Annotated in this window: 10 protein-coding genes; 7 read left to right on the top strand and 3 right to left on the bottom strand. The window is 45.0% G+C overall.

What is annotated here, in order from left to right; translation table 11 throughout:
- Window positions 1-201 precede the first annotated feature (201 nt).
- Entirely contained in the window at window positions 202-411 is a 210-nt protein-coding gene (locus K2Q13_RS09665) for a hypothetical protein (protein WP_292920856.1), read from the top strand.
- Window positions 412-578: 167 nt separating this feature from the next.
- Here the strand turns inward: K2Q13_RS09665 and K2Q13_RS13320 are convergent, their stop codons facing one another.
- Window positions 579-797 carry a DDE-type integrase/transposase/recombinase gene (locus tag K2Q13_RS13320; protein WP_365725728.1) on the bottom strand — a complete coding sequence of 73 codons (219 nt, stop codon included), beginning with the start codon at window positions 795-797 and terminating at the stop codon, window positions 579-581.
- A gap of 373 nt (window positions 798-1,170) precedes the next feature.
- On the opposite strand from K2Q13_RS13320, the gene K2Q13_RS09660 reads away from it, so the two are divergent.
- Window positions 1,171-9,849 (top strand): glucoamylase family protein, encoded by an 8,679-nt coding sequence (locus tag K2Q13_RS09660; protein WP_292920855.1) that lies wholly within the window; start codon window positions 1,171-1,173, stop codon window positions 9,847-9,849.
- A 196-nt stretch (window positions 9,850-10,045) separates the two neighbouring features.
- Here the strand turns inward: K2Q13_RS09660 and K2Q13_RS09655 are convergent, their stop codons facing one another.
- Window positions 10,046-11,770: a dihydroxyacetone kinase family protein gene (locus K2Q13_RS09655; RefSeq protein ID WP_292920854.1), complete on the bottom strand. Its 1,725-nt coding sequence runs from the start codon at window positions 11,768-11,770 to the stop codon at window positions 10,046-10,048.
- A 185-nt stretch (window positions 11,771-11,955) separates the two neighbouring features.
- Window positions 11,956-15,669 carry an ATP-binding protein gene (locus K2Q13_RS09650; RefSeq protein WP_292920853.1) on the bottom strand — a complete coding sequence of 1,238 codons (3,714 nt, stop codon included), beginning with the start codon at window positions 15,667-15,669 and terminating at the stop codon, window positions 11,956-11,958.
- A gap of 443 nt (window positions 15,670-16,112) precedes the next feature.
- Here K2Q13_RS09650 and epsL point away from each other — a divergent pair, with 443 nt between their 5' ends.
- From epsL to K2Q13_RS09625, 5 genes are all read left to right on the top strand, one after another.
- Window positions 16,113-17,465: an XrtB/PEP-CTERM-associated polysaccharide biosynthesis outer membrane protein EpsL gene (gene epsL / locus K2Q13_RS09645; protein ID WP_365725704.1), complete on the top strand. Its 1,353-nt coding sequence runs from the start codon at window positions 16,113-16,115 to the stop codon at window positions 17,463-17,465.
- The gene (locus K2Q13_RS09640) at window positions 17,462-18,883 is read left to right on the top strand and encodes an undecaprenyl-phosphate glucose phosphotransferase (RefSeq protein WP_292920851.1); all 1,422 of its coding nucleotides are present in this window, start codon (window positions 17,462-17,464) and stop codon (window positions 18,881-18,883) included. Before epsL ends, K2Q13_RS09640 begins: the two co-directional genes overlap by 4 nt.
- A 207-nt stretch (window positions 18,884-19,090) precedes the next feature.
- Window positions 19,091-19,414, top strand: coding sequence for a ferredoxin FdxA (fdxA, locus tag K2Q13_RS09635; RefSeq protein WP_292920850.1), 324 nt, complete (start codon window positions 19,091-19,093; stop codon window positions 19,412-19,414).
- Between the two features lie 28 nt (window positions 19,415-19,442).
- Window positions 19,443-22,208: a PD-(D/E)XK nuclease family protein gene (locus K2Q13_RS09630; RefSeq protein ID WP_292920849.1), complete on the top strand. Its 2,766-nt coding sequence runs from the start codon at window positions 19,443-19,445 to the stop codon at window positions 22,206-22,208.
- Window positions 22,201-25,686 carry a UvrD-helicase domain-containing protein gene (locus K2Q13_RS09625; RefSeq protein WP_292920848.1) on the top strand — a complete coding sequence of 1,162 codons (3,486 nt, stop codon included), beginning with the start codon at window positions 22,201-22,203 and terminating at the stop codon, window positions 25,684-25,686. Before K2Q13_RS09630 ends, K2Q13_RS09625 begins: the two co-directional genes overlap by 8 nt.
- Window positions 25,687-25,694: the final 8 nt, after the last annotated feature.

The following is a 25,694-nucleotide window of genomic DNA, read 5'->3' as shown; positions in this document are numbered from 1 at the left end:
GGTTGTTATTGTAATTAAATAACTAATATGTATCGAACCTTAATTAGCTCGCTCTTAATCACTTAAGGTGATGTGCTGTTGGTTATTCGGCGAGTATTTTATTGTCAACCATAAAGAGCGTATTATTAATGAGGTTATTTCTGCAAGTTAGCCGGGCATTTGTGCTTTTTGCAAAGATCACCAATAAAAGGAGTAAAACCAATGGAAACCAAAGAGTTAATAAAAGCACCTCAGTTATTTATTGTTTATGCAATTACTATACTTTACACAATCACGTTCATCTTGGCGGCAGTTGTAACACCGACTGCTGGTAATGCGATAGGTAGCCCGCAAGGCATATATCAGATCGCCAAGATGGAAACAAATAACCTTAATCATCGTCAAGCAGTAAGGAATGATAGTTCAGGTTAAATCTGATATGGATCGTGCCCCCGTGTTTGTAATCAAGTAAATTATGGTGGGAGAATATAAAAATTCTCAACGGGGGCAATTGAACAAAAATATTTGCGTTTGAACAAACGCGATTCCGTCAATACAAAACGCGTTTTGAAGCTATGTGAGTACGGTTAAGCTGACTGTCATGAAGTGCCCAACGTTGGAGTTATCGTTTGTTGGTGTAAAAAAGTCCGGGGTAAATTTTCTGTGGCAACATCGTCATTTCTCAACTTATCAGTGAGAATTTTTCTCGGTTCATTTCGGTATTTTTTTGAGAAATTGTTTAAGAAACGTTTGACCGCTTTGTCATCTCGACTTGACTGCAGCAAAACATAGTCCACTCTACCGTCTTGGTTTACCATCAAGCCCTTGGTTTATTTCCAGTTATCACGAATATCTCATCAAGGAAGAACGTATTCCCATATCTCTGCTGTTAGTGGCTCAATTTTCTATCATATCTTGGGCCAAATTTGATGTGTCACAGACAAATCGATTCATGAGGTACATCGATCCCATTTTCAGCCAAATATCTTCGATAACTGGCTCAATATTTGTCAGTTACTGGAAGCTGTAGGAAATATTCCGCCGATGGAATTTGAAAGGGCGTATTATTCCCAGCAGGAGGAGTCTACTGATGCAGCATGACTCAAACAGACAAGTCTTTGGAGTAGTCGGGCCGATTTAAAGCTAATTTCTGCAATCAGAGGTTATGAAGCCGGCGTCACGTTGACTAACATGAATTTGAACAAGGAGAATGTTATCAACATCAAGAAGTTCGGATTCTCAGCACAAACGTCGAATGTACTTCGTAACGCTCATGATACGGAATTACTTCGTTCCGAGTTGTTCAGTATCGAGCAATTGAAACGTCAAGGGGCGATGCTGGCCGGGCAGTATAAGATCGACCCACGTCCCGGACCGGACCGGTTGCTACCACGGCTCGCGGATAATGAACGCGTGCTTATAGCAGCTTATGACGTTGTGACTGCCGCAGTTGAACCGGGACAAAGAATCATTCCAGCAGAGGCTTGGTTGCTGGATAATTTTTATCTCATCGAACAGCAGATCAATCAAGCGCGTCGGCATTTGCCCCGCGGATACAGTCGCCAATTGGCGCGATTGGCGAATGGCTCATCAGCTGGTTTCCCTCGCGTTTATGACTTAGCACTTCAACTCATCTCCCACATGGATGGCCGCATCGACAAGGAAAACGTTACCCAGTTTGTTGCCGCCTACCAGACTGTTGAGCCGCTAAAGCTAGGTGAGTTATGGGCATTTCCGATCATGTTGCAATTGGCGCTACTAGAAAATATTCGCCGTGCTGCATTACGTATCGCTCGTCGACGCGAAGAGCTAAATGCAGCCATCAACTGGGCAGATCGGATGCTTGCGGCTGCTGAAAAGGAACCGAAACAACTTATCCAGCTGCTGGCAGAGTTTGCCAATGCCGACATACCTCTAACTGCACCTTTTGTGGAGGAATTTTATGCCCGGCTGCAGGCTCAAGGGACAGCAATGGCATTCGTTCAAACCTGGGTCGAGCATAAACTATTGGAGCAAGGAATAACGGCAGCACAATTGTCAGAAGCATCTGGTCGAACTGGTGCCGCCAATCAGATTTCCATTGCCAACAGTATCGGGAGTTTGCGTTTTATCGACACCATGGACTGGAGGAATTTTGTCGAATCGCTGAGTGTAGTCGAAGAAACCTTGCGGGAAGATCCGGCGGGAATGCATGCTTTGCAAGATTTTGTCACTCGTGATCGCTATCGGCATGTGATTGAGGATGTGGCGAGAAATAGTTCGTATAGTGAATTGGCAGTGGCTCGTGAAGTCATTGCTTTAGCACAGGCTGCGGCTGAACAATGGGGTATCCATAACCGCGCAGCGCATGTCGGATATTATCTGATTGATCAGGGTCGGCCAATATTGGAAAGTACAGTCGGTTTCCAATTATCGTGGAGATTAAGAGTTCGTCGTGTCAGTCAACATATCAATCTGATACTTTATCTTGGCCCGATCCTGCTGCTTACCGCATATGCGGCATCGGTCGTGCTTTTCTCATTCGACGAACTTGGGCCGGGGGATTGGCGCTTCTGGTTTTTTGCGATTACTGGGATAATAGGTGCTTCGGCGCTGGCAGTTCCATTGATAAATCTACTAGTTACGCTGTTTCTGCCCCCGCGTACCATGCCGAGATTGGATTTCTCTCAGGGAATTCCAGCAGCTCACCGCACCATGGTCGTGGTTCCCACTTTATTGAGTAAACCGCAGCAAGTTGATGATCTGCTTGCAGCACTGGAGATCCGTTATCTTGGTAATCGTGATCCCAATCTGTTCTTTGCTCTACTGACGGATTTCCATGATGCTACGCAATGCACGCAACCAGAGGATGATGCTTTATTGGCTTATACGCGTGCTGCAGTCCAGATGCTTAACACTACCTATCAGGGTGGTCGGTCATGTATTTTCTATTTGTTTCACCGACCACGTGTTTGGAATCCACATGAACAGGTGTGGATGGGGTATGAGCGCAAGCGCGGCAAACTAGAACAATTCAATGCCTTGCTGCGCGGTGGGGAAAAAACGATGTTCTCGGATATTGTCGGAGAGATGTCGATTCTCCCGTCTATCCAATATGTGATTACCCTCGATACCGACACGCAACTCCCCCGCGAGGCGGCGCGTACTTTGATCGGTAATATGGCCCATCCGCTCAATCGGCCGGTATATGACGCTGATCAACGACGCATCGTCGAAGGCTATGCAATCCTGCAGCCTCGCGTTTCAATCAGTCTAACCAGTGCAGGTCAAACGCGATTTACAAAATTATTTGCGGGCGAATCGGGTATTGATCCCTATTCACGAGAAATATCCGATGTCTACCAGGATATTTTCGGTGAAGGATCATTCATCGGTAAGGGTATTTACGATATAGATGCCTTTCGTCAGGCTGTTGATGGACGTTTTCCCGAGAATCTTATTCTTAGCCACGATTTGCTGGAAAGTGGATATGCGCGTTGTGCACTGGTGACCGATGTCGATCTCATTGAAGAGCATCCAGCCAGTTACGCCATCGAGGCTAGTCGACGACACCGCTGGATACGCGGTGACTGGCAGCTTGCGAGTTGGTTGCTTCCGCGCGTTCCCGGACCGCCCAACTCCAATAGGCCTAAAGCTGAGCGACAGCCAAATCCGCTCAACGCATTGTTAATATGGAAAATATTCGACAACCTTCGACGTAGCCTTGTGCCACCGTCACTACTGGCATTATTGGCAGGTGGATGGATATTCGGCCCAGGACCAACTTGGTTCTGGGTTCTGTTGATCGTTAGCGTGTTGTTCTTGCCCGTCTTAATGGGAAGCGTGATCGAATTAATCCGTAAACCGGTAGATCGTGATTGGCTGGTGCACTCTAGTCTGACCAGCAAGTCAGTCAGTCGCCCCATTGCACTGTCGTTACTGACGTTGATTTTATTGCCCTATGACGCGCTAATTAGCCTAAGTGCCATTATGTATTCGGGTCTTCGCATGTTATTTACGCGACGTAGCCTGATGCTGTGGCATCTACCATCTTATAAACGCCGTAATGCATGTCATACACTGGCCGATTTTGTGAAGGAAATGTGGATCGGGCCTGCTTTTGCAGTGTTGCTGGTCCTGCTATTAGGAAGTGAACAATCATCGGGATTGCTGTTTTGTACGCCTATATTGTTAGCATGGTTCTTGTCGCCTGTTGTCGGATGGTGGATCAGCAAATCACTGGTATCTCCGCTACCTCAACTGACGATGAATCAACGTGTGTTTCTGCATAAATCGGCTCGACGAACATGGCGTTTCTTCGCGCAGTTTGTTACCTCACAGGATAATTGGTTGCCACCCGACAATTTTCAGGAATACCCGGCTCAGACCATTGCTACTCGCACATCACCCACGAATATCGGTATGTCTTTGCTGGCTGATCTGGCCGCCTATGATTTTGGTTATATCTCCGCTGGTGAGTTTTTGCGTCGAGTTCAAAACACACTGGACACGATGGAAAAGCTGGAGCGCTACCTTGGTCATTTTTACAACTGGTACGACACGCGAACACTGAAGCCGCTTCATCCGCAGTATGTTTCTTCAGTGGACAGTGGAAACCTTGCCGGTAGTTTGCTCACCTTACAAGCTGGATTAGCCGAGTTAAAAGATCAACCGATTCTGTCAGCCAATACATTTCAGGGGTTGCTGGATACTTTACGAGTACTCTCCGAACACGTTCCCAAATTACTTGTTACGGATATGGCAAAGAAGATCAATGTCATTGAAGACGATCTACACAGACTCACTTTGGATGAATCTGAACAAACGCTGGTGATCACCGCTAGTTTATTGAATGAGATGCAGCGTATTGGCAAGGAGATGATTGCTTGTCTGCCCACAGATATCGATATCGACGGCGAACTGTATTATTGGGCGCAGGCATTTGTTGAGCAAACAAGCGCATTTCAAGAGGATCTTAGGTATTTGGTGCCCGAACCGCAACAATTAAAAAATATTCCAACACTTGCTGAATTAGCATCTGCAGGTACGGAAATGAGAGTGTCAATTAGACGTGCGCAGGAGCGAATTAAAACAATTGGTGCTCTGGTGGATCGTTGTCGCCAATTTGCAATAATGGATTTTGATTTCCTCTACGATGCGGCACGTGATTTACTGGCTATCGGTTATGACGTGAGCGAGCGACGCCGCGATCAGTCATGCTACGATTTGCTGGCATCTGAAGCGCGTCTGGCAAGTTTCCTGCTCATTGCACAGGAACAAATTCCACAAAAGCATTGGTTTGCACTTGGCCGGCTATTGACCAGCCATGGTGGAGACGTAAGTCTGATTTCGTGGAGCGGTTCGATGTTCGAATATCTCATGCCGAGCTTGATCATGCCAAGTTACGAAAACACCTTATTGGAGCAAACTTGCAAAGCTGCGGTGTTGCGTCAAGTCGAATATGGTCGACAACGCGATGTACCTTGGGGTATTTCTGAATCCTGTTATAACGCCACCGATATAAACCAAATCTACCAATACCGGGCATTCGGAGTGCCAGGACTCGGTTTCAAACGCGGATTGGGAGACGATCTGGTCATCGCACCCTACGCTAGCGCACTGGCACTGACGGTGATGCCGCACGAAGCATGTCAAAATTTGCAAACACTGGTCGACAACGGTTTGCTCGGTGCATATGGATTCTATGAAGCAGTCGATTACACACCATCACGTGTACCGCGCGGCAAGACCAACGTTATTGTGCGTACCTTCATGGCGCATCATCAGGGGATGAGCCTGCTGGCCTTTGGGCATATATTGCTTAACCAACCTATGCAGCGTCGTTTTATGTCTGATCCGTTAATTCAGGCGACGAAATTGCTGCTGCAGGAGCGCATACCGAAAAAAGGAGCAACATTGCATCCGCACGCGGCGGAAGTCAGTGCCGCTGCGCGTCCGGCAGTCGCAGAAGCTGGCGAGATCATGCGTGTATTCACCGATCCGAACACACTAATACCGGAGGTGCATTTGCTATCCAACGGACATTACCACGTGATGGCTACTCATGCCGGTGGCGGTTACAGCCGCTGGCGTGATCTTGCTGTCACTCGTTGGCGAGAGGATGCCACCTCTGATGGTTGGGGCACCTTTATTTACTTGCGTGACCGTGATTCCAGATATTATTGGTCCACCGCATATCAGCCTACTCTGCGCAAGGCTGATCACTATGAGGCGATTTTCGTGCAAGCACGCGCGGAATACCGTCGCCGTGATCAGTCGATCGAAACGCACACTGAGATCAGCGTTTCAGCCGAAGACAATGTCGAGATTCGCCGTGTCACACTCACTAACCAGTCTTCCCGTATCCGTCATATTGAAGTAACCAGTTATGCAGAAGTGGTGTTGGCACCGTTGAATTCCGATTTGGCCCATCGTAGTTTCAGTAATTTGTTCGTGCAAACGGAAATTATTCGCGACCGGCAGGCGATACTCTGCACACGACGTCGCCGCACGCCGGAAGAGCAGATACCATGGATGTTTCATCTGTTAGCGGCGCCAGGTGCAGTGATTGATGAACCATCCTATGAAACGGACCGCGCTCAATTCATCGGACGGGGGCGAACACCGGCTAATCCTGTGGTATTGGATGCCGGAAATCATATGTCAACTTTGTCGAACACGGATGGTTCGGTGCTCGATCCGATCGTGGCAATCCGTCGCACTATCACATTATTGCCAGATGTATCAGCCACGGTGCAAATCATCTCCGGTGTCGCGAGCACGCGCGAAGCGGCTTTGGGATTGTTGGAGAATTATTGTGATCGACACTTTGTGGAACGTGCCTTTGAAATGGCGTGGTTTCAGAGCCAGGAAGTGCTGCGCCATCTCAACATCACCGAAGCCGATGCTCAAATCTATGGTCGTCTTGCCAGTTCCGTCATTTACAGTAACGCTTTTCGACGCGCTGCACCCAGTATCATTGTGCGCAACCAATTGGGTCAATCCGGGCTTTGGCGCTTTGCCATTTCGGGTGATTTGCCAATCATACTGATACGAATCGGCAATCTTAATCGTATCGATCTGATAAAACAAACGATACAAGCCCATGCCTATTGGCGAATGAAGGGTTTGGCTGCTGATCTGGTGATTGTGAATGAGGATTTTTCAGGCTACCGGGCAGATTTGCACGATCAGATTATAGGATTGATAAATGCAGGAGCTGACGCGCAAATAATCGACAAGCCAGGAGGTGTCTTTGTGCGGCGTGTCGAAGAACTCTCTGAGGATGAAAGGGTCTTGCTTCAAACGGTCGCCCGCATCGTGTTTAGTGATACGGCCGAAACATTGATTGAGCCATTGGAACGTCGCATATTGTCTGAACGTGCTTCTGATCTCCTGGAACCCCGGTTGTTGCTGCCGGTGTCTGAACTAGTCAGTCCATTAGCAACGCGTGAGCGGATTTTCTACAACGGCCTGGGAGGATTTACGCCCGATGGGCGCGAGTATGTCATTACTCTAGAACCAGGCAAAAATACGCCTGCACCGTGGGTCAATGTGATCGCCAGTCCTTACATCGGAACGGTTGTCAGTGAGTGTGGTAGTGCATATACCTGGGTGGAAAATGCGCACGAATTCCGATTGACTACTTGGCACAATGATCCATTGAGTGATAGTAGTGGCGAGATGTTCTACATCCGTGATGAAGATACAGGAATTTTCTGGTCACCAACACCATTGCCAACCGGCGGTCAATCCGGATATGTGTGTCGCCATGGGTTTGGGTACAGCGTGTTCGAACATTACCAAGCCGGTATTTCTTCGGAACTGCATACCTATGTCGCCATGGACGCACCCGTGAAATTCGTTATGATCAAGCTGCACAACCATTCCAAGCACACAAGGCGATTGTCGTTGACCGGCTACTGGGAATTGGTACTCGGTGAATGGCGACACACTAATCTGATGCACATAGTGACTGAGGTGGATCCACACAGTGGAGCACTGTTTGCTCGCAATGCCTATGGCCGCGAATACGCCAAACGAGTCGTCTTTGTAAAAGTGAGCGAACAAGAGCGCTCAGTAACAGGGAATCGTACCGAGTTCATTGGTCGCAATGGCTCGCTGTCCAACCCAGCGTCGATGCGTCGCAAGCGCTTGTCAGGAAAGACTGGAGCGGGTTTTGATCCGTGTGCAGCGATTCAGACCCAAATCGAACTGGCTGAAGGACAAGATCGCGAAATTGTATTTATATTCGGCGCAGCTCATAGCGCCGATGAAGCGCAGCACTTTATTCAGAAATACGGAGGACATTCAGGTGCTCGGCAAGCATTGGAAGCGGTATGGGGGTATTGGAACCACACATTGGGCGCGGTGTATGTGGAAACACCAGACCCCGCTTTGAATATATTAACCAATGGTTGGCTTATCTATCAAACGCTATCTTGCCGATTCTGGGGCCGTAGCGGATATTATCAATCAGGCGGTGCTTACGGTTTTCGTGATCAATTACAGGACACCATGGCACTGATTCATGCGACACCGGGGTTGGCTCGTGAGCAATTAATCCGCTGCGCCGAACGGCAATTTCTTCAAGGTGATGTGCAGCACTGGTGGCATCCACCTAACGGACAAGGCGTGCGCACTCATTTCTCCGATGACTATCTGTGGCTGCCATATGCTACCTGCCGCTATGTGCTTGCGACTGGCGATATCGACGTACTGGACGAATCGATTCACTTTCTGGAAGGGCGCGAACTATATTCGGAAGAGGAAGCTTATTTCGACCAGCCGCAGCGCTCCCCAGAAGCAGGAAGTCTCTATGAACATTGCGTACGTGCCATAAAACATGGTTTGCGTTTTGGCGACCATCATTTGCCGTTGATGGGGTGTGGCGATTGGAACGATGGTATGAATCTTGTCGGTCGTGACGGTAAGGGCGAGAGCGTTTGGCTTGCATGGTTTTTGTATGCGAATCTTAAAATGTTTGCCGACTTGGCGCAGAGCCGGGGAGACGAAGCTTTTGCCGATATTTGTGAGCAACAGGCTGCATTGCTGTGCGAGCATATCGAAGCCCATGCCTGGGATGGCAAATGGTATCGGCGGGCCTATTTCGATGACGGTACACCCTTGGGATCGTCCAGTAATGATGAGTGTAAAATTGATTCGATCAGTCAGAGCTGGTCAGTCATTTCTGGTGGTGGAGATCCTGCACGCGCGAGCCAAGCGATGGCTGCGGTAGACAAATACTTGATACGGCGCGATACGCAATTGATCCAACTGTTCGATCCACCCTTCGATAAATCAAAACTTGAACCCGGATATATCAAAGGTTACGTGCCAGGCATCCGTGAGAACGGCGGCCAATATACCCATGCTGCGATATGGTCCACAATGGCTTTTGCCATGCTAGGTGATCGGAAGCGTACCTGGGAATTGTTTACCATGCTCAATCCTATCAATCACGGTCGAACAGCAACGGAAGTCGAGCGCTACAAAGTTGAGCCATACGTTATGTGTGCGGATATATATGGCGTAGTACCACACATTGGCCAAGGTGGTTGGACCTGGTACACCGGGGCAGCGGGTTGGATGTACCGACTAACCGTGGAAACGATTCTGGGTCTACAGCTGGAAATGGACCAACTGCATATAACACCGTGTATCCCGACTCATTGGAGCGGGTACATTATCCACTATCGCTTTCGCGAGACTTTCTACCACATCACCGTCAAATGCAACGATGAGAAGCTAGGTCATGAGATCCATGTAACGTTAGACGGTATCGCGATCAATAACTTAGTTACCGATGAAAAAGGGCGATCACAATGTATGATTCCACTTGTAGACGATCACCGTGATCACTACGTTGAGGTATGCTTAAATTCGTTGTGACAGTTCTATTGATCCTAAGCTTATCTGTATTTCTGACACCGATCATCTTTTACATGACGATATTTTAGTGGCTTATTGGATAGTGGGGGAAGTTGTGCAGAGGTCTTATCAATTTCGATACCAACTACAGCTATTGCTATAGCCACCGCTTTCCTGGAAATAGCATTATTGTTTTTTATCGGATACTTGTATGCTTTCAGAAACGGCTAATTGTTTTTCCAATCGCGCAAATGATCAGAGCCATCGAAATAGCGCCCGGATCGGGTGTGCCGAGGCTTTGTTCCGCATGAGGACGAGCGCGACCAATTTTAGGTAGAAGATTCTTGGTGGATTGAGCTGCTTCATTTGCAATATCGGTTGCAACGGCCCAAGAACCGGCAATCGAAAGCCCTTGTGATGCCGCCGTAGCAAGTGCCGCTGAGAATGGAAGAAGAACATCAACAAGCGTCTTATCGCCCAACTGTGCTTTTCCGAGATTGGTTACATCGTGAAGTGCTGAAGCAATGCCGACAGCAATTGTTGATGCTTGAGGTGCGGCTTCATCACCCAGAGCATTGCCTAGATTGCGGAGGATAACGCCCCATAAGGCCCCAGATGTACCACCAGCTCGATCCGACCAGGCATCGCCAGCCACTGTAAGTAATGTCCCAACACCGTATTTGGCATCAAGCGCTTCTTGTGCTGCTACAACTGCTGCGGTTATTCCACGTTGCATACCTATGCCGTGATCGCCATCTCCAGCAATAGCATCCAACCTCCCAAGTTCCTCGCTTTTTTTGTTAATCACTTTGCAAGCGGCCTTAAGCGCCGCAAAAACTATTACTGCAGCGGATTGTGAGTCCACAGAACCCATTTTTAATGTGTACTTGTCTTTAATTCGACTGGATGCAGGCGTGTCTTCATTGGAACGAGCGATGTTGCCAGTATGAAATGCAGGCGTGTCTGCCGCAGCAACCCAGGTTTGCTCAAGCTCTTCGTTCATCCAGAATAACGTGAGTGAGATGCCTGCCATGTCAAAACTTGTGAATAATTCATCCACTATGGGTTCGATGATGATCAACCCGCGCTCGAGTAGCAGTCGATCAATCCGGCGATAGACGACAAATAATTCTTCATATTTCACAGCACCAAGGCCGTTCAGTATTACGCCGATACGTGCGCCATCAGGGTTGACGATGGTCGAAGGAATTTCGGCGAGTAATTTGTTGACCAATATGTCTGCCAAGCCATCAGCAGTTGGTGCATCAATGCGATAGAGGCCAGGTTCACCATGAATTCCCATGCCAACCTCCATCTTTCCATTTGCAACTTCGAACAGTGGTTTATTGGCACCAGGCAGAGTGCAACCAGAAAATGCCACGCCAAGTGTTCGCACGCGATCATTGGCATCAGTTGCGATGCGAAAAACATCATCGAGCGATTTCCCAGAATCTGCGGCAACAGCGGCAGCTTTGAAAACGGGTAAAGTGCCGGCAATACCGCGGCGTTTATGTTTTTCAGTCAAAGGTGCAGAAGCAATGTCATCGGTCACAACGACTGTCCGGACGTCAATGCCCATCGCGCAAAGCCGTTCCTGCGCTTGATTGAAATTGAGTACATCGCCAGCATAATTGCCGTAGCAAAATAAAATACCGCCACCCGCATCCACAGCCTGCGCCACATTACAAATCTGTTGTGCCGATGGCGCTGCAAAGACGTTTCCCATGGCTGCGCCGTGTGCCAATCCCGAGCCAACAAACCCACCAAAGGCAGGGTAATGTCCAGAACCGCCACCAATAACAAGTACGACTTGGCCTAGTTTAACCTTATGCTTACGGATTACGCCACCCTCAACTGGGTGTACTAGATTGCGGTGTGCCGCAACATACCCCTCAATCAGCTCGTCTGCAAAATTTTCTGGATTATTGAACAGATAAGTCATAGTTTGGTAGTAGTCTATTGCTGATTCTTAATTTGTCTCGGGAAACATGCATTGTGTTTAATTATTTCCACTATATTTCATTACTTGCTTCTATATTCCAAACACAGATTTGCAACATGATATATGCAGATACAGAATCATGTTAATCGTATTGCCTCAACAACGAAAAATTGTGTTGCCTGACGTCATTCATCTTTCGCATATAAAGCACTTAGATAAGTTTTGATACTTATTAACTGCGCATCAAATGCTGTAAAGAATACAGCTAGTGTTTCTGCATCACTGTTTTTACCTGCTTGCTCCATTTGTGCGCATAATTCACCTAATGTAAGTGCACCAACAGAACGTGCCGACGATTTGAGTTTATGCGCCAATGAACCTACCGTTGTTAATTGACCAGTCTGATAAGCCGTATGGAGCTCTGCAGCAATTTTTTCCGCGCTGCTGCGAAAATCCAGCAACATTTCCTTTATCATTACCGGATCATCTCCAACTAGTTCTTCGAGAACATGGATATTGAGCGGTGTTTCGGCTAACTCGGATTTGGCTTTGCTGTTGGATAAATCAGGTAGAGAAGCAGATTTGATAGCCTCAATTGATTGCTGATTGGGTAGATATTTTTCAAGTATCGAGCGCAGATCTTCAAGCTGAACCGGTTTGCTTAGATAATCATCCATTCCGGCTTGCAGGCAACGTTCCTTTTCACCTTTTAGCGCATTCGCTGTCAAGGCAACAATCGGAATATGTTTTTGATCGGTCTCTACTGCTCGAATATCTTTTGTCAACTCGAATCCATCCATTTCCGGCATGTGCAAATCAGTCAATAACAAATCATAATCACCACTTTGCCAACGTTTCAATGCTTCTCTGCCATCGCTGGCAATATCTGCCGCATATCCCAGCAGATTGAGTTGCTGGCGAATTACTTTCTGATTAATATCGTTATCTTCTGCTACCAGAATCAGCATGCGCTGCTTTAAGGCTTCTTCACGTGAAATGGGCTTAGGCGCTGATGTGATGATGTTCAGAGGAGGCGCTTCTTCTGTTTCTGCATCTATTCTTCCGGCGGCGATCTCCATCGCGCGAAATAACGATTGACGGTACATGACATCGCCATCCAATGTAATAATGTCGATATCTTCGATACGTGCTTGCCGCCGGCGACCTCGTTTAATCACCACAAATCGAGGCTCTATATATGGATGCGGTTGGTACAAGCCTGTATCAGCGTCTTTCTTTATAACTTCAGAGCGGGCGTTAAACGCAGCGCGTAATGTTTCAATGGAAGGCACTTCCTCTCCGGCATCGATAACAACAAGCCATAAACCAGGTGCAAGCTTTTGGATAACTTGATCAACGTTTGTGAGATTGGATACTTGCTCGACCACGGCGCCTGCACTTTTTAAATAAATAGCCAGATCACTACTTAATCCATCATTTTCACCTAATATCAAGCAATTCATGCCTTCGAGATCATCGATCTTGTGGTCGGCATATGAGATCTTGGTTAAAGGCTTAAAAGGCATTTGTATAATAAAAGTGGAGCCATGCTGAGGTTCGCTTTGCACCGTGATTTCTGCATCCATCAATTCTGCCAGATGATGCGATATTGCCAAACCGAGCCCGGTTCCACCAAATCGCCGTGTGGTAGAAGGATCACCTTGAGAGAAGGATTTAAACAGTTTCTCCTGAGTCTCTTTATTCATGCCGATACCATTATCGGTGACCTGGAAAGTTACCACCACTTGATCGGGATTAGATTCAGTCAATAATACTCGCACCGATACTTTGCCTTGCTTTTCCTGCTTACTGGAAAATTTAATTGCGTTATTGATGATATTTACTAATACCTGGCGAAGTCGCAAGGGATCACCCAGCATATTTTCTGGGATTTCCGGATCAATAAACAAGGTTAGTTCTACTTTCTTGCTGAGTGCCACGTGTGCCAACATACCGCAAGCGTTTTCTACAATACTTGCTAATGACATTGGAATCTTTTCTATTTCCAGCTTACCGGCCTCAATTTTTGAAAAATCAAGAATATCTTCAATGATGGAAAGTAGCGAATAAGCAGAATCGCGTATCAAGTTAGCCATTTCCATTTGGTAGCCAGTCAAACTGGTTTGCCTAAGTACGTCAATCATGCCAATTACACCATTCATCGGTGTGCGGATTTCATGGCTCATAGCGGCTAAGAAAGACGATTTAGCTTTATTGGCTTGCTCTGCTTCAGTCCGTGCTTGCCGTAAGTCATTCATAATGCGCACATGCTCACGGATATCCCGCAGTACACCGGTAAAGTGTCGCTCTTCGCCCACAAAATACTCACTGACCGCCAAATATAATTCAATTCGTTCGCCATTCTTTCGAATGCCTTCTACTTCACGTCCACGCCCGATGCCATGCGATCCAGACAAATAAGGGCGGCCGACATATTCCTGGCCATGCCCAGTGCGGCAATAATTTTCCATATAACTGATATGTTGGCTACGATCCGGCTCAGGCACGATGATCGACACATTTTGTCCTATCATTTCATCATGGCTATAACCGAATAGCTTTTCCATTACTGGATTGACAGAAAGAATTGTGCCTATTTCATCGGTGGTTACCACGCAATCAACCATGTGTTCAACAATAGAACGCATTTCTTCTTCTTTAATCGCTAAAGCAGAATTTGCCCGTTGCAAATCGTCTGTGCGTGCGGCAACTCTATTTTCAAGCTCAAGGTTACTGGCGTTTAGCCGTTCCACCATAAGATTAAATGTTTGCGCAAGTTGCCTCATTTCATCCCAACCTTCAATCGCGGCACGCTGATGTAAATTACCCGTCGAGATTTCCAGAGCACTTTGGTTCAAGTGCTTCAAAGGGTCGACAACACGGCGATTAAATAAAAAGGCCCCGAATAAAGCGGCGATAAAGGTTAGAATAACAATCACTACACCAACAAAATGTACATGATAAACAGAAGCGAATGCCTCATCGGCATCAATATTTACCACCATACCCCACTTCAATCGCGGCAAATAACGCCATGCCGCCACAACTTCCTTGCCACGGTAATTAACAGTTAATGCGCCACCAGAATCGCCATCTAGAGCATATTGGATTGCTGTGGACAATGGTGGATTATCAAGATGTATTTTTCGTTTTAATGCGGCATCAGGATCATATTTCATTGGAGCCATTACCAAAGCAGTTTGATCATCTTCAAGTCGTGCAACGATTGTTTCTCCGCTATTTCTAAGACCCACGTTATTTGAAATTACTGAAAACACGAGTTGACTATAGATTTGTAACGCTAGCACCCCTTTAATTTCACCCTCAATAATAATAGGTGTCGCAACGAACGCGGCTATAGCGCCTTTGGATGGTTCGTAATATTCAAAGTCTGAAATACTGCTTTCTAAATTATCTAGCGCATGGCGGGCGACTTTACCTAAACCGGTGTCACGATAGGGGCCAGTCCGCAGATTAGTTGCAAAGTCAGATTCATGTGCTTGAGAATAAACGATTGTTCCTTGAGTTGAAATCAAAAACAGATCGTAATACTTGGCATTGTCCAAAAAGCGTTTGTAGCTTTCACGATATATCTTATCCAGCTGGTGATATTCATCGGAGTCGACCCCATTTTGTTCAAAAGTTGCGGAGAATTTAACAATTGCTTCATGGGTTGTACTTGTGCCACTTGCTAAATAAGCATCAAGCAAACGTTCTTGAAGGTAATAGTCAATTTGCTCGGCTTTTTTGTCAGCGATAGCAGAGACATTCTGAATAGCAGATTTCTTTATCTCGGCTTCAAAGGTGTGCAGTAAGCTGTTCCCAATGAACAATATGGGCAATAAAGAAACCAATGTAAACCAGACAGCAAAACGCTGTGTAAGTGATGTGAATTTCATCAGTTTCTCCTATGGATCATTGCCGGTCGAGTTACTCAACTGATTTTCCAATCAAATAAGCAAAGAAGTCGATTCAATAATTAAGTCTGCAAGACTCAGATTAAACTTTCACCTCCCTCGACATCATCATTATATCTGTCGCTCCTCTCATGTTGTGATTGACATTTATTCATTCTGTTCTAATGTTATTGAAGATTGTGCCGTAATTCTATTGCTTTAAATTTCTGTAACATATACAGGACATTTTGTATCATTAATTTAAACCTAATTGTTAAAAATAGCGACACTTAGGTAGGAATGGATCAAAAAGTCGATTTTTCTTATAGAAAAATTGTTGTTAAAAATAATTTTATGAGAACATGCTAAGGGAAAGGAAAGGCGATTCTGTCAAATATCTGCGAAATTCAGGTAATGATAATGCGAACTCTGAGAATTTGAAGTTGATGAAATATCTGTTTAGTGAAAGTACGGTTACGTACATCTGTCAGTGTCTTATGTCCAGCGTGATTGACTTGTTACGATCCATTCGGTTCGGGTCTTTTGTTTCAGGATGCATGATGTTGGTTTTTTTTAGCTCATCTACTCATGCACAGCAGACTTTTGGAAAAGTGATACAGCCTTTCGGAAGTTATTCTTATACTGCCGATGACAATATATTGCGCTTCAGGGATAACCAGAGGGTCGACAACCTTCCTGATGGAACTATTCGTAGTGCAATTCTTCAAAAAGATCTTTTTGATATGTCGCATCGATTTACCGGCGGTGTTATTTTTCAGAAGGAAATCAGCCGGCAGCGCTTAAGTGCTAACTTTAACTATAGTCGCGTTCAGTTTGATAGATTTAGCATTATGGACAACAATCTGAAAAATTTTAGCGGCAACTGGAACTGGTTGATAGGCAACCAGCTAGAAGGTAATATGGGAGCCAGTTATACACAATCATTGGCGCCTTTCCTGTTTCAGCCAGGTATTAAATCTATCCGTACTGAACTGACAGAATACGTTAACGCAGCCTGGCGGTTTCATCCCAGATGGAAATTGAACGGTGAATTTACACACTATGATCTTGGTATCAAAGCTCCTCCTGATGTTCCACGCTTAAGATTCCTTGAACGCACTGAAAATCAGTTTGAGGGGGGGGTTGACTATGTTTCTTCGCGCGGAACAGTTGGTAGAAATACGATTGGGGTGCTTTTTCGCTACATAGATGGTAATTTTCCTTTTGAGCCTTCATCAGCATTTGTCAATAATGATTACAATCAAAAAGAGGTTATGGCCAGAATTAACTGGGATGTCACAAGTAAAACCAGCTTGCAGGTGCGTGGAGGGTGGGTAGAACGTCTGAATGCCAGCTTTGCACAGCGCGATTTTAGTGGATTCAATGCGCGCGGCATTTTTCAATGGAGACCCACAGATAAAACGGGATTGACTCTTAGTGGATGGCGCGAAACTTCAGCCAGGCAGAATTTAACCGCAAGCTTCAGCCTTAATACCGGTGTAAGTGTAATACCCTTTTGGAATATCACAGAAAAAGTACGCATGGAAGGAGATTTCTCGTACGAAACACGCAATTTTGGTGACCGCATAACCAATCTCACTGATCCAGATTTATCCAATTTTTTAGGTATACACAATAGAATCCGCAATGCTACTGTCAGATTCGTATACAACCCTTATCTTGGTCTCGAGCTCAGTGCCTCAGCTTATCATGCTGACTTGAAATCAGATTCTGTTTTCGGCGGCTTTAACGCCAATGGCGCCAATGTCAACCTACAATATACTTATGGACAACGATGACAGTTAATGATTTGCCCATCGTGGCTTTTTTCAAGCATTTACTTGATCCGTTCATTATATGGAGCATGCTGATACTGACAACCTGGTTCTATCAAGAAGATTTCACCAGTTACTATTTAATACTAGTCATTATCACTTTTTTTATTTCTTCGTACATTTTCGAGCGTATCCTCGTTTACCGCAACTGGCGCAAGGGTCGCTTGCTTGCTTATATGCGCGATACCGTGATGGGTTGGCTAATTATTGTCACTATCCTGATATTTCTAGGTTATGCCACCAAATTTCATAACCAATTTTCTGGGGAAGTTTTGCTGACTTGGTTTATTGTCACGCCTTTGATGTTGATAGCAAGTCATTTTACAGTGCATAGCATCGTCTCCAATCTGTATCACAAAGGCAATTTGCGTTCGGCGATAGTTATTGGTATCAACGAGAACAGTTTACACTTCATCAAACATATTGCGGAGCATCCTTTTTTCCTAATCAATTTTCAAGGTTTTTTCGATGAACGTGGTAGCGCACGAATCACGGATAAATTTCAATCTCATGCAATGGATTCGGTTGCCCAATTAGTCAACTTTGGCTCGCGCTTGGGGGGGCTGGAGGGTGTCGTGCCTTATGTTCAGAAGCATAGCATTGATATGGTTTTTATCAGCTTGCCAATGTCATCACAACCACGAATTCAGAAGTTAATGGATGAATTACCGGATACAACAACTTCTATATATTTTCTTCCGGATATTTATATCTTCGATTTGATGCAGGCGCGGTTTGAATATATTGGTGATATTCCCGTAGTCGCCATGAATGAATCACCTTTTACTGGTATCGATGGTGTAGTTAAAACTATCAGCGATTTTGTGCTTGCGTTGCTCATCCTTATTTTGCTGTCTCCTTTGATGGCAAGTATAGCATTAGCAGTTAAATTTACTTCACCAGGTCCAATTATTTTTAAACAGCGACGTTACGGTCTTAACGGTGAAGAAATCACTGTTTATAAGTTTCGTTCAATGACGGTTATTGAAGATGGTGTTAATATTCAACAGGCACAGGTAAACGATCAACGGTTCACAAAAATTGGTGGATTTCTGCGTCGCACATCATTGGATGAGTTGCCGCAGTTTTTCAATGTGCTGCAGGGACGTATGAGTATCGTAGGTCCGCGACCTCATGCAGTTGCGCATAACGAACTCTATCGCAAATTGATCAAAGGTTATATGCTACGGCATAAAGCCAAACCCGGCATTACCGGATGGGCCCAAGTTAATGGTTGGCGCGGTGAGACTGAAGTGCTGGAGAAAATGCAAGCGCGCATTGAACACGATTTATATTACCTTAAACACTGGTCCATCTGGCTCGACCTTTGGATCATTCTTAAGACTGTTTTAATCGTTTTGCGTAAAGATAATGCATATTGATACGTGGATTTGAGTGCGCAAGCGATAGCCAATAGATAATTAAGATGAGCGCCGGGTGGTTTGACAGTTTCTTAATCTATTTAGCAAAATGATTGTCCGCGTATCGACACTAAAATATGCGTTTCAAGTAGCTTTGGTGATGGCATTACTGATTGGAATTCTGCTAAAATATACCATTCTATAAAAGTGTTAAGCAAGGAAGTTGTCATGACTTATGTTGTAACTGAAAATTGTATTAAATGTAAGTATACGGATTGTGTGGATGTGTGTCCGGTAGATTGTTTCCGTGAGGGTCCAAATTTTTTAGTGATAGATCCGGATGAATGTATTGATTGTACATTATGTGTTGCAGAATGTCCGGTGGAGGCTATTTACGCTGAGGATGATGTGCCCGATGAACAGGTGCACTTTATTCCGCTGAATGCCGAATTATCTAAAACATGGCGCCCGATTATTGAGAAAAAAGATGCACTGCCTGATGCAGATGACTGGGCTAGTGTTAAAGGCAAGTTGGATCAACTGCAACGCTAAGTAAAAATGGCGGTAATTTAGATACCGCATGTTTGATTTCTCACAATTCCCACAGATTCCCTTTGATGAAATTTCTAAGCGCATAAATGCTGGCTGCTTGGTGGTTACACCTAACAGGAGGCTTGCATTAGCGCTTAATGAAAAATTTAATCAAGAGCAAATCAACCAGCAAAAAACTGCGTGGTATTCGGCAGATATCCTTCCATTTTCATCGCTAATTGAGCGAATTCACCTCGAATCATTGTATGCTAAAGCAGCATCTATATTGCCTTCGTTATTGTCTGTGTATCAGGAGCAAATGCTTTGGGAATCAATTATTCTATCTTCAAAAGATGGAAAAGTATTATTGAGAGTTTCACAAACGGCCCGCTCGGTCAGTGAAGCGTGGTATCTCGCACACGCTTGGCGATTGATCCATCGTTTAGGCAATTTTGCACCAAACGAAGATGTTAAAGTGTTTCTAGATTGGGCAAAAACATATCAAGATATAACGGCATTTAACCGGCAAACAGATCAAGCGCGTATTTGTGATCTGATTACAGAACAATACGAATTTCTTGGTATTGATAAACCATCTTTAATGGTTTGTTACGGCTTCGATGTTATTACACCACAGCAAATCACCTTCCTAAAGAAAATGAGCGATTGCGGTTGTGAGGTGGTGATAGCTAATCCAGCTACACAATACCAGCAATCGCTGGCGAACATTCAGCGGTTTGAATATGTAAATAGTCAAGAGGAGATTCATCAAGCGGCAATATGGGCGAGGTCCAGAATTGAAACAGCTAGTTATGGTGTTCGTGTGGGTATCGTGGTGCCGGCGCTGCCCAACTATCGCAATAAGCTGATTCGTGTTTTTAATGAGGTGATGGATCCGGATATCCGATTTGCGCTACCGGGAGCAAAACATAGTATCGCCCCTTTTAATGTTTCGTTGGGTTTGGCACTAACAACTTACCCATTGATTGATGCAGCTTTTGTAAGCTTGGCATTACTGGATCAAAAAATAGAATTTAATCGTATTAGTCATTGGTTGTGTTCGCCGTTTCTTGCAGGAAGCGAAGCTGAAATGGGTCAACGCGCGCTGCTAAATGCGCAAATGCGCCGCTATACTGAACCTGAAATCTCTTTGGAGCGATTACTCGTACTCGTATTGCAAGCAGATGGACAAAAAAAATGCCCAATTTTGCTGCAGTGTTTGTCAGTGTTAAGGATATTTCGTCAAACTAAGCTTCCGGAATCGGCCAGTCATACTGTATTTTCCAGAATTATGTCCGAGGCATTGCAAATTTTGGGTTTCCCTGGAGAGCGTAGTTTGGATTCGAATGAGTATCAGACACTTAAAAAGTGGCAGACACTTGTCGCAAATTTTGCAGTGTTGGATCAAGTCAATGCAAAAACCAGCTACCATGAAGCCATCGGTCGGCTGAGACAAATGGCAGACAATACGTTGTTTCAGCCTGAAACACCTAATGTGCCTGTGCAAATTATCGGTGTATTGGAAGCGATCGGAATGGAGTTTGATCATTTGTGGATCATGGGGTTATCTGATGAACAGTGGCCTTTGCGAACCCATCCGAATCCTTTTTTGCCGTTAGAGCTGCAACGCAAAGCAAAATTACCCTTGGGGTCAACACTGGAGTCATTTGCCTACTGCCAACGACTGACGCAGAAGTGGTTTTCTAGCTCCAGAGATATTGTTTTAAGTCATCCCCAATATAGTGATAATCGTGATGGGCATGAATTAAAGCTCAGCCCATTAATTCAATCGATACCACTCAGTAGGTCGGCATTTCCTGATATGGAACGGCATCATGATCGGATTATCCAATCGTGCAAAATGGAATACATAGTAGATTGTGAATCGCCACCACTGGATAAAGAAATCGTCAAGCAAGGCATAAAGGGGGGTACATCGGTAATCAAGGATTATGCTGCATGCCCATTTCGCGCTTGGGCTAAGCATCGATTGTCTATCACCAGTTTGGATGTGCCGCATACAGGCCTGAATGCAGTAGAAAGAGGCTCGTTGGTGCATCAGGTTTTAGCTCAGTTATGGCAACAATTGAAAACCAAAGAGGCGCTCGATGGCATCGGTGATCACAATCTTGACCGTATGTTGAAGGATATTATAAACAGCGCCATTTCAAAAATGCAGCAATATGGATCTACAGTACTTTCGGGGCGTTTTGCACAAATTGAACAACGACGTTTGTTTCGCTTGGCACTTGGATGGCTGGCGGAAGAGAAGAAGCGTAGTTATTTTAAGGTAATTGCTGTAGAACAAAATCGAACCATCCAAATAGGTGACTTGATCCTAAATGCACGCTTAGATCGAGTCGATGAATTGGAGGGTGGGCAACGTATTGTTATCGATTACAAAACAAGTAAAAAATCCATTCAATCGATGATAGGAGAGCGTCTAGATGAGCCGCAACTACCTTTATATCTGGTAATGACTGAAATCGGACAACAAGCTGCAGGTGCCGCATTTGCTGTTATAAAGCGAGGTGAAATGGGGTTTGCGGCAATATTGCGGGAGCCGGATCTATTGCCAGGTATAAAAGATTTTTCGCAATTAGATAAATTTACGCGGTTTGAGACGTGGGAGGATTTGATTGAAGCCTGGCGGCAACATTTGACAAATCTTGCAACAGGTTTTTGCAATGGTGATGCCAAAGTAAATCCCAAAAATTTTCCTGCAACGTGTAAGTATTGTGACATGCAGTTATTTTGTCGGATTCGTGAGCGGATTTATGATGGTATGACTGAGCCGAGCAAGGAAAGTGACTGATTCTAAGTTGAGTCCTGATGCAGATCAACGTTATCAAGCACTTGATCCAGCTCAATCATTCATCGTCCAGGCACCGGCTGGGTCGGGCAAAACGGCGCTACTTATCCAGCGCTATCTAAAATTACTTGCTTGTGTCGATACGCCTGAAGAGGTTGTGGCCATTACCTTTACGCGCAAAGCTGCAGCAGAAATGCGTACTCGGGTTCTTGCCGAGATTGAAGTTGCATGCAATCCTACTAAAGAGGTTCGAACTGCTCATGAGAAACTGAATCAGGAGTTGGCAGCGGCTGTTTTATTACGTGATCAGCAAGCTGGTTGGCATCTTGTTGAGCACCCCGAGCGACTGCGGATACAGACGATTGATTCATTGTGCGCTTCCTTGACACGACAGATGCCTTTGCTGTCAAAATTCGGAGCGCAGCCTGAGACGATTGAGGACGCTACCAATTTTTACTTGGAAGCGGTACGAGCTACGCTAGAATCGATGCAGCAAGACCATGCAATTGCTGATGATGTGGAGCAGCTGCTTGAGCATTTGGATAACGACATGGGGCGTCTCGAATCTTTACTTGCCGAGATGCTGGCGCGTCGTGATCACTGGCTACGCCATATACATGGTAGAACCCGGCAAGAGCTAGAAAAATCTTTACAAAATTTGCGCTATCGTGCATTGCAAAATGTTTCGCTACAATTTCCCAACTTATTAGAGAATGAGCTACTAGATTTGTTGCATTATGCTGCTGCAAATCTGATTTCTGATGACAGAGAATCATCCATAATATTTTTTAATCAAATGGATAACCTGACTCCAATTGATATCGAATATTGGCATGGAGTTGCAGAATTGCTACTTACTCGAGAGGGTTCTTGGAGAAAAAAAATCTCTATTAACGAAGGCTTTCCGTCTGGCGATAGCAAGATTGAGAAAAATGTAGCAAGAATGTGGAAAAACCGATGGAGTGCTTTGATCACTATGCTTGGCTCAGAGGAAATTTTTCGGCAGGTTCTGCACGATATACGCCTACTGCCACCAGTATACTATACGGATCAACAATGGAGCATTCTTGGTGCAATAACAAGATTATTGCCGTATGCCGTCGCACAACTTAAGATTATTTTTCAAGCCAGTGGTTTTGTGGATTTCTCGGAGGTCACGCAGCGCGCATTGCTTGCATTGGGGGATTCCGAATTCCCTACGGACCTGGCGTTGGCATTGGATTATCGTATTCAACATTTGCTAATCGATGAGTTCCAGGATACTTCGATCAGTCAGTTTAAGTTAATTGAAAAACTTATTGGTGGCTGGGAAGTAGGAGATGGACGTAGCCTATTCGTTGTGGGAGATCCGATGCAATCCATTTATCGTTTTCGGGAAGCGGAAGTAGGTCTTTTCTTGCAAGCTAGAAATTCTGGGATTGGTCAACTGATTTTGCAACCGATCACGCTCAGTGCTAATTTCCGTTCACAGCAAGGCATTATTGATTGGGTTAATGAAACCTTTACACAAATTATGCCTGATTGTGAAGAGATTCAATCCGGCGCAGTGGTTTATACACCTGCAGCTGCGGTACACCCTAAGCTTACTGATGCTTCAGTGCGGGTATATCCTTTTTTTGATAGAAATCAGGGTGGTGAGGCCAGACAGATTGTAGAAATTATCAAGCAAAATCGCCATGATTATCCGACAGATACCGTCGCAATTTTGGTGCGTAACCGCAGTCATCTGCAGGTGATTGTTCAGAAGTTAAAAGAATCTGATTTGCAGTTCCGTGCAATTGATATTGAGTTGCTGCGTTACAAACCAGTAGTTCAAGATTTGCTTATACTTACCCGCGCCTTGATAAATTTGGCAGATCAGATAGCTTGGTCTGCATTATTACGTGCGCCGTGGTGTGGACTATTGCTTAAAGACATTGATGCATTGTTTAAAGCCGGCAATGGGCAGAAAGGAAAAAATTGCGACACAACTACCAAAGAAACAATCATATGGAAGTTAATTTGTGATGAAAATTATTGGCGGTATATCTCAGCTGATGCAAAGGCACGACTCGAAAGACTACGCAAAACTCTAATACCCTGCATATTTCATCGGCAACGTCAGTCGCTACGTATGACGGTCGAGGCAGTCTGGCAAGCCTTGGGCGGACCAGGGTGTATTAATCTAGTTGGAAAAGATAAGAGCGAGATTGCGACAATCTGGGATGATGCCATGATCTTCCTGGATTATTTGGAGAAACAGGAAGAAATCGGCACGATTCGAGACCTGACGAGCGTTGAGAAAGGACTGAATGAGCTCTATGCATCACAGGATCTGGTTGTAGATAACTCTTTGCAGATTATGACGATTCATAAAGCTAAAGGGCTCGAATTTGATACAGTCATTATACCTGGGCTTGGTCGGGAACAGCGCCGAAGCGATAAGCAATTGTTGAGATGGATGGAGCAACCGCTTGATTGGATTGGAGTCGGACACAAGTTAGTTTATCCAGAGTTATTACTTGCGCCTATTCAGGAAACAGGGCTAAGTTCTGATCCGATTTATAAGTGGATGGAGAAAATTGAGTGTAATAAAGAGCAACATGAAGCGGATCGTTTGTTATATGTGGCTGCGACACGTGCCAGGAAATTTTTGCATTTGTTGGGTGATGTGAGCCTAGTTGAGGATGAAGAAAGAAAATATATACCTAAAAAGCCAGCGGCGAGTTCACTGCTAAATAAGCTATGGCCTGTTGTGCAATTAATTTATTATGAAGCAGCTGAAAAAAATACGATAAATGAGAACTCTAAACTAGAAAACAAAGATTGTGAAGTGATTGTCGGTGGTATAAACAATCAAGGCATATATAGACTGAAGGAAGGATGGGCATTGCCAGATGCTCCAAAATCGATAGCTTGGAAGGAAGTATACGAAACTAAAAAAATTCTGGAAGAGATTGAATTTTCATGGGCGGGAGAAATGGCTCGTCACGTGGGTAATGTAGTGCATCGCTGGTTAAGAAAAATTGCTGAAGATGAGCTGCGTGGCTGGGATGCTGTTCGCATACAGATGATGCGCGGTTGTTTTAAAAAGAATTTGCTTGCTGATGGTATGAGCGGAGACGATGAGGAAGTGGAAAACACGATTGATCGCGTGATTTTAGCATTGGTCAATGCAATCAGTGATGAGCGAGGGCGGTGGATTCTGAGGGATCAGCAGCATGCAAAAAATGAATTGAAGATTTCCGGAATTGTTGATAATAAGCTCATGAGTTGCGTGATTGACAGAACGTTCAATGATTCCACGGGAATTCGGTGGATAATTGATTACAAAATAAGTAGTCATGAAGGCGCAGATATTCAAAATTTTCTAAACTGTGAACAGGTTCGTTATCAGGAGCAGTTGAATTGTTATGCAAAAATGATGCGGCAAATTGATTCGCGACCAATTAAATTAGGAATTTATTTTCCGCTTATTAAAGGTTGGCGTGAGTGGGAATAATTGTGTGG

Source organism: Nitrosomonas sp. (genome assembly GCF_019752095.1).
GTDB lineage: Bacteria > Pseudomonadota > Gammaproteobacteria > Burkholderiales > Nitrosomonadaceae > Nitrosomonas.
Note: the sequence above shows the minus strand (reverse complement) of the source record. Positions and strands in the feature narration are given on the sequence as shown.

Coding starts and splice junctions, on each gene's coding strand:
- K2Q13_RS09665 (WP_292920856.1), top strand. CDS start 202: ATGGAAACCAAAGAGTTAATAAAAGCACCTCAGTTATTTATTGTTTAT.
- K2Q13_RS13320 (WP_365725728.1), bottom strand. CDS start 797: ATGGTAAACCAAGACGGTAGAGTGGACTATGTTTTGCTGCAGTCAAGT.
- K2Q13_RS09660 (WP_292920855.1), top strand. CDS start 1,171: ATGAATTTGAACAAGGAGAATGTTATCAACATCAAGAAGTTCGGATTC.
- K2Q13_RS09655 (WP_292920854.1), bottom strand. CDS start 11,770: ATGACTTATCTGTTCAATAATCCAGAAAATTTTGCAGACGAGCTGATT.
- K2Q13_RS09650 (WP_292920853.1), bottom strand. CDS start 15,669: ATGAAATTCACATCACTTACACAGCGTTTTGCTGTCTGGTTTACATTG.
- epsL (WP_365725704.1), top strand. CDS start 16,113: ATGAAATATCTGTTTAGTGAAAGTACGGTTACGTACATCTGTCAGTGT.
- K2Q13_RS09640 (WP_292920851.1), top strand. CDS start 17,462: ATGACAGTTAATGATTTGCCCATCGTGGCTTTTTTCAAGCATTTACTT.
- fdxA (WP_292920850.1), top strand. CDS start 19,091: ATGACTTATGTTGTAACTGAAAATTGTATTAAATGTAAGTATACGGAT.
- K2Q13_RS09630 (WP_292920849.1), top strand. CDS start 19,443: ATGTTTGATTTCTCACAATTCCCACAGATTCCCTTTGATGAAATTTCT.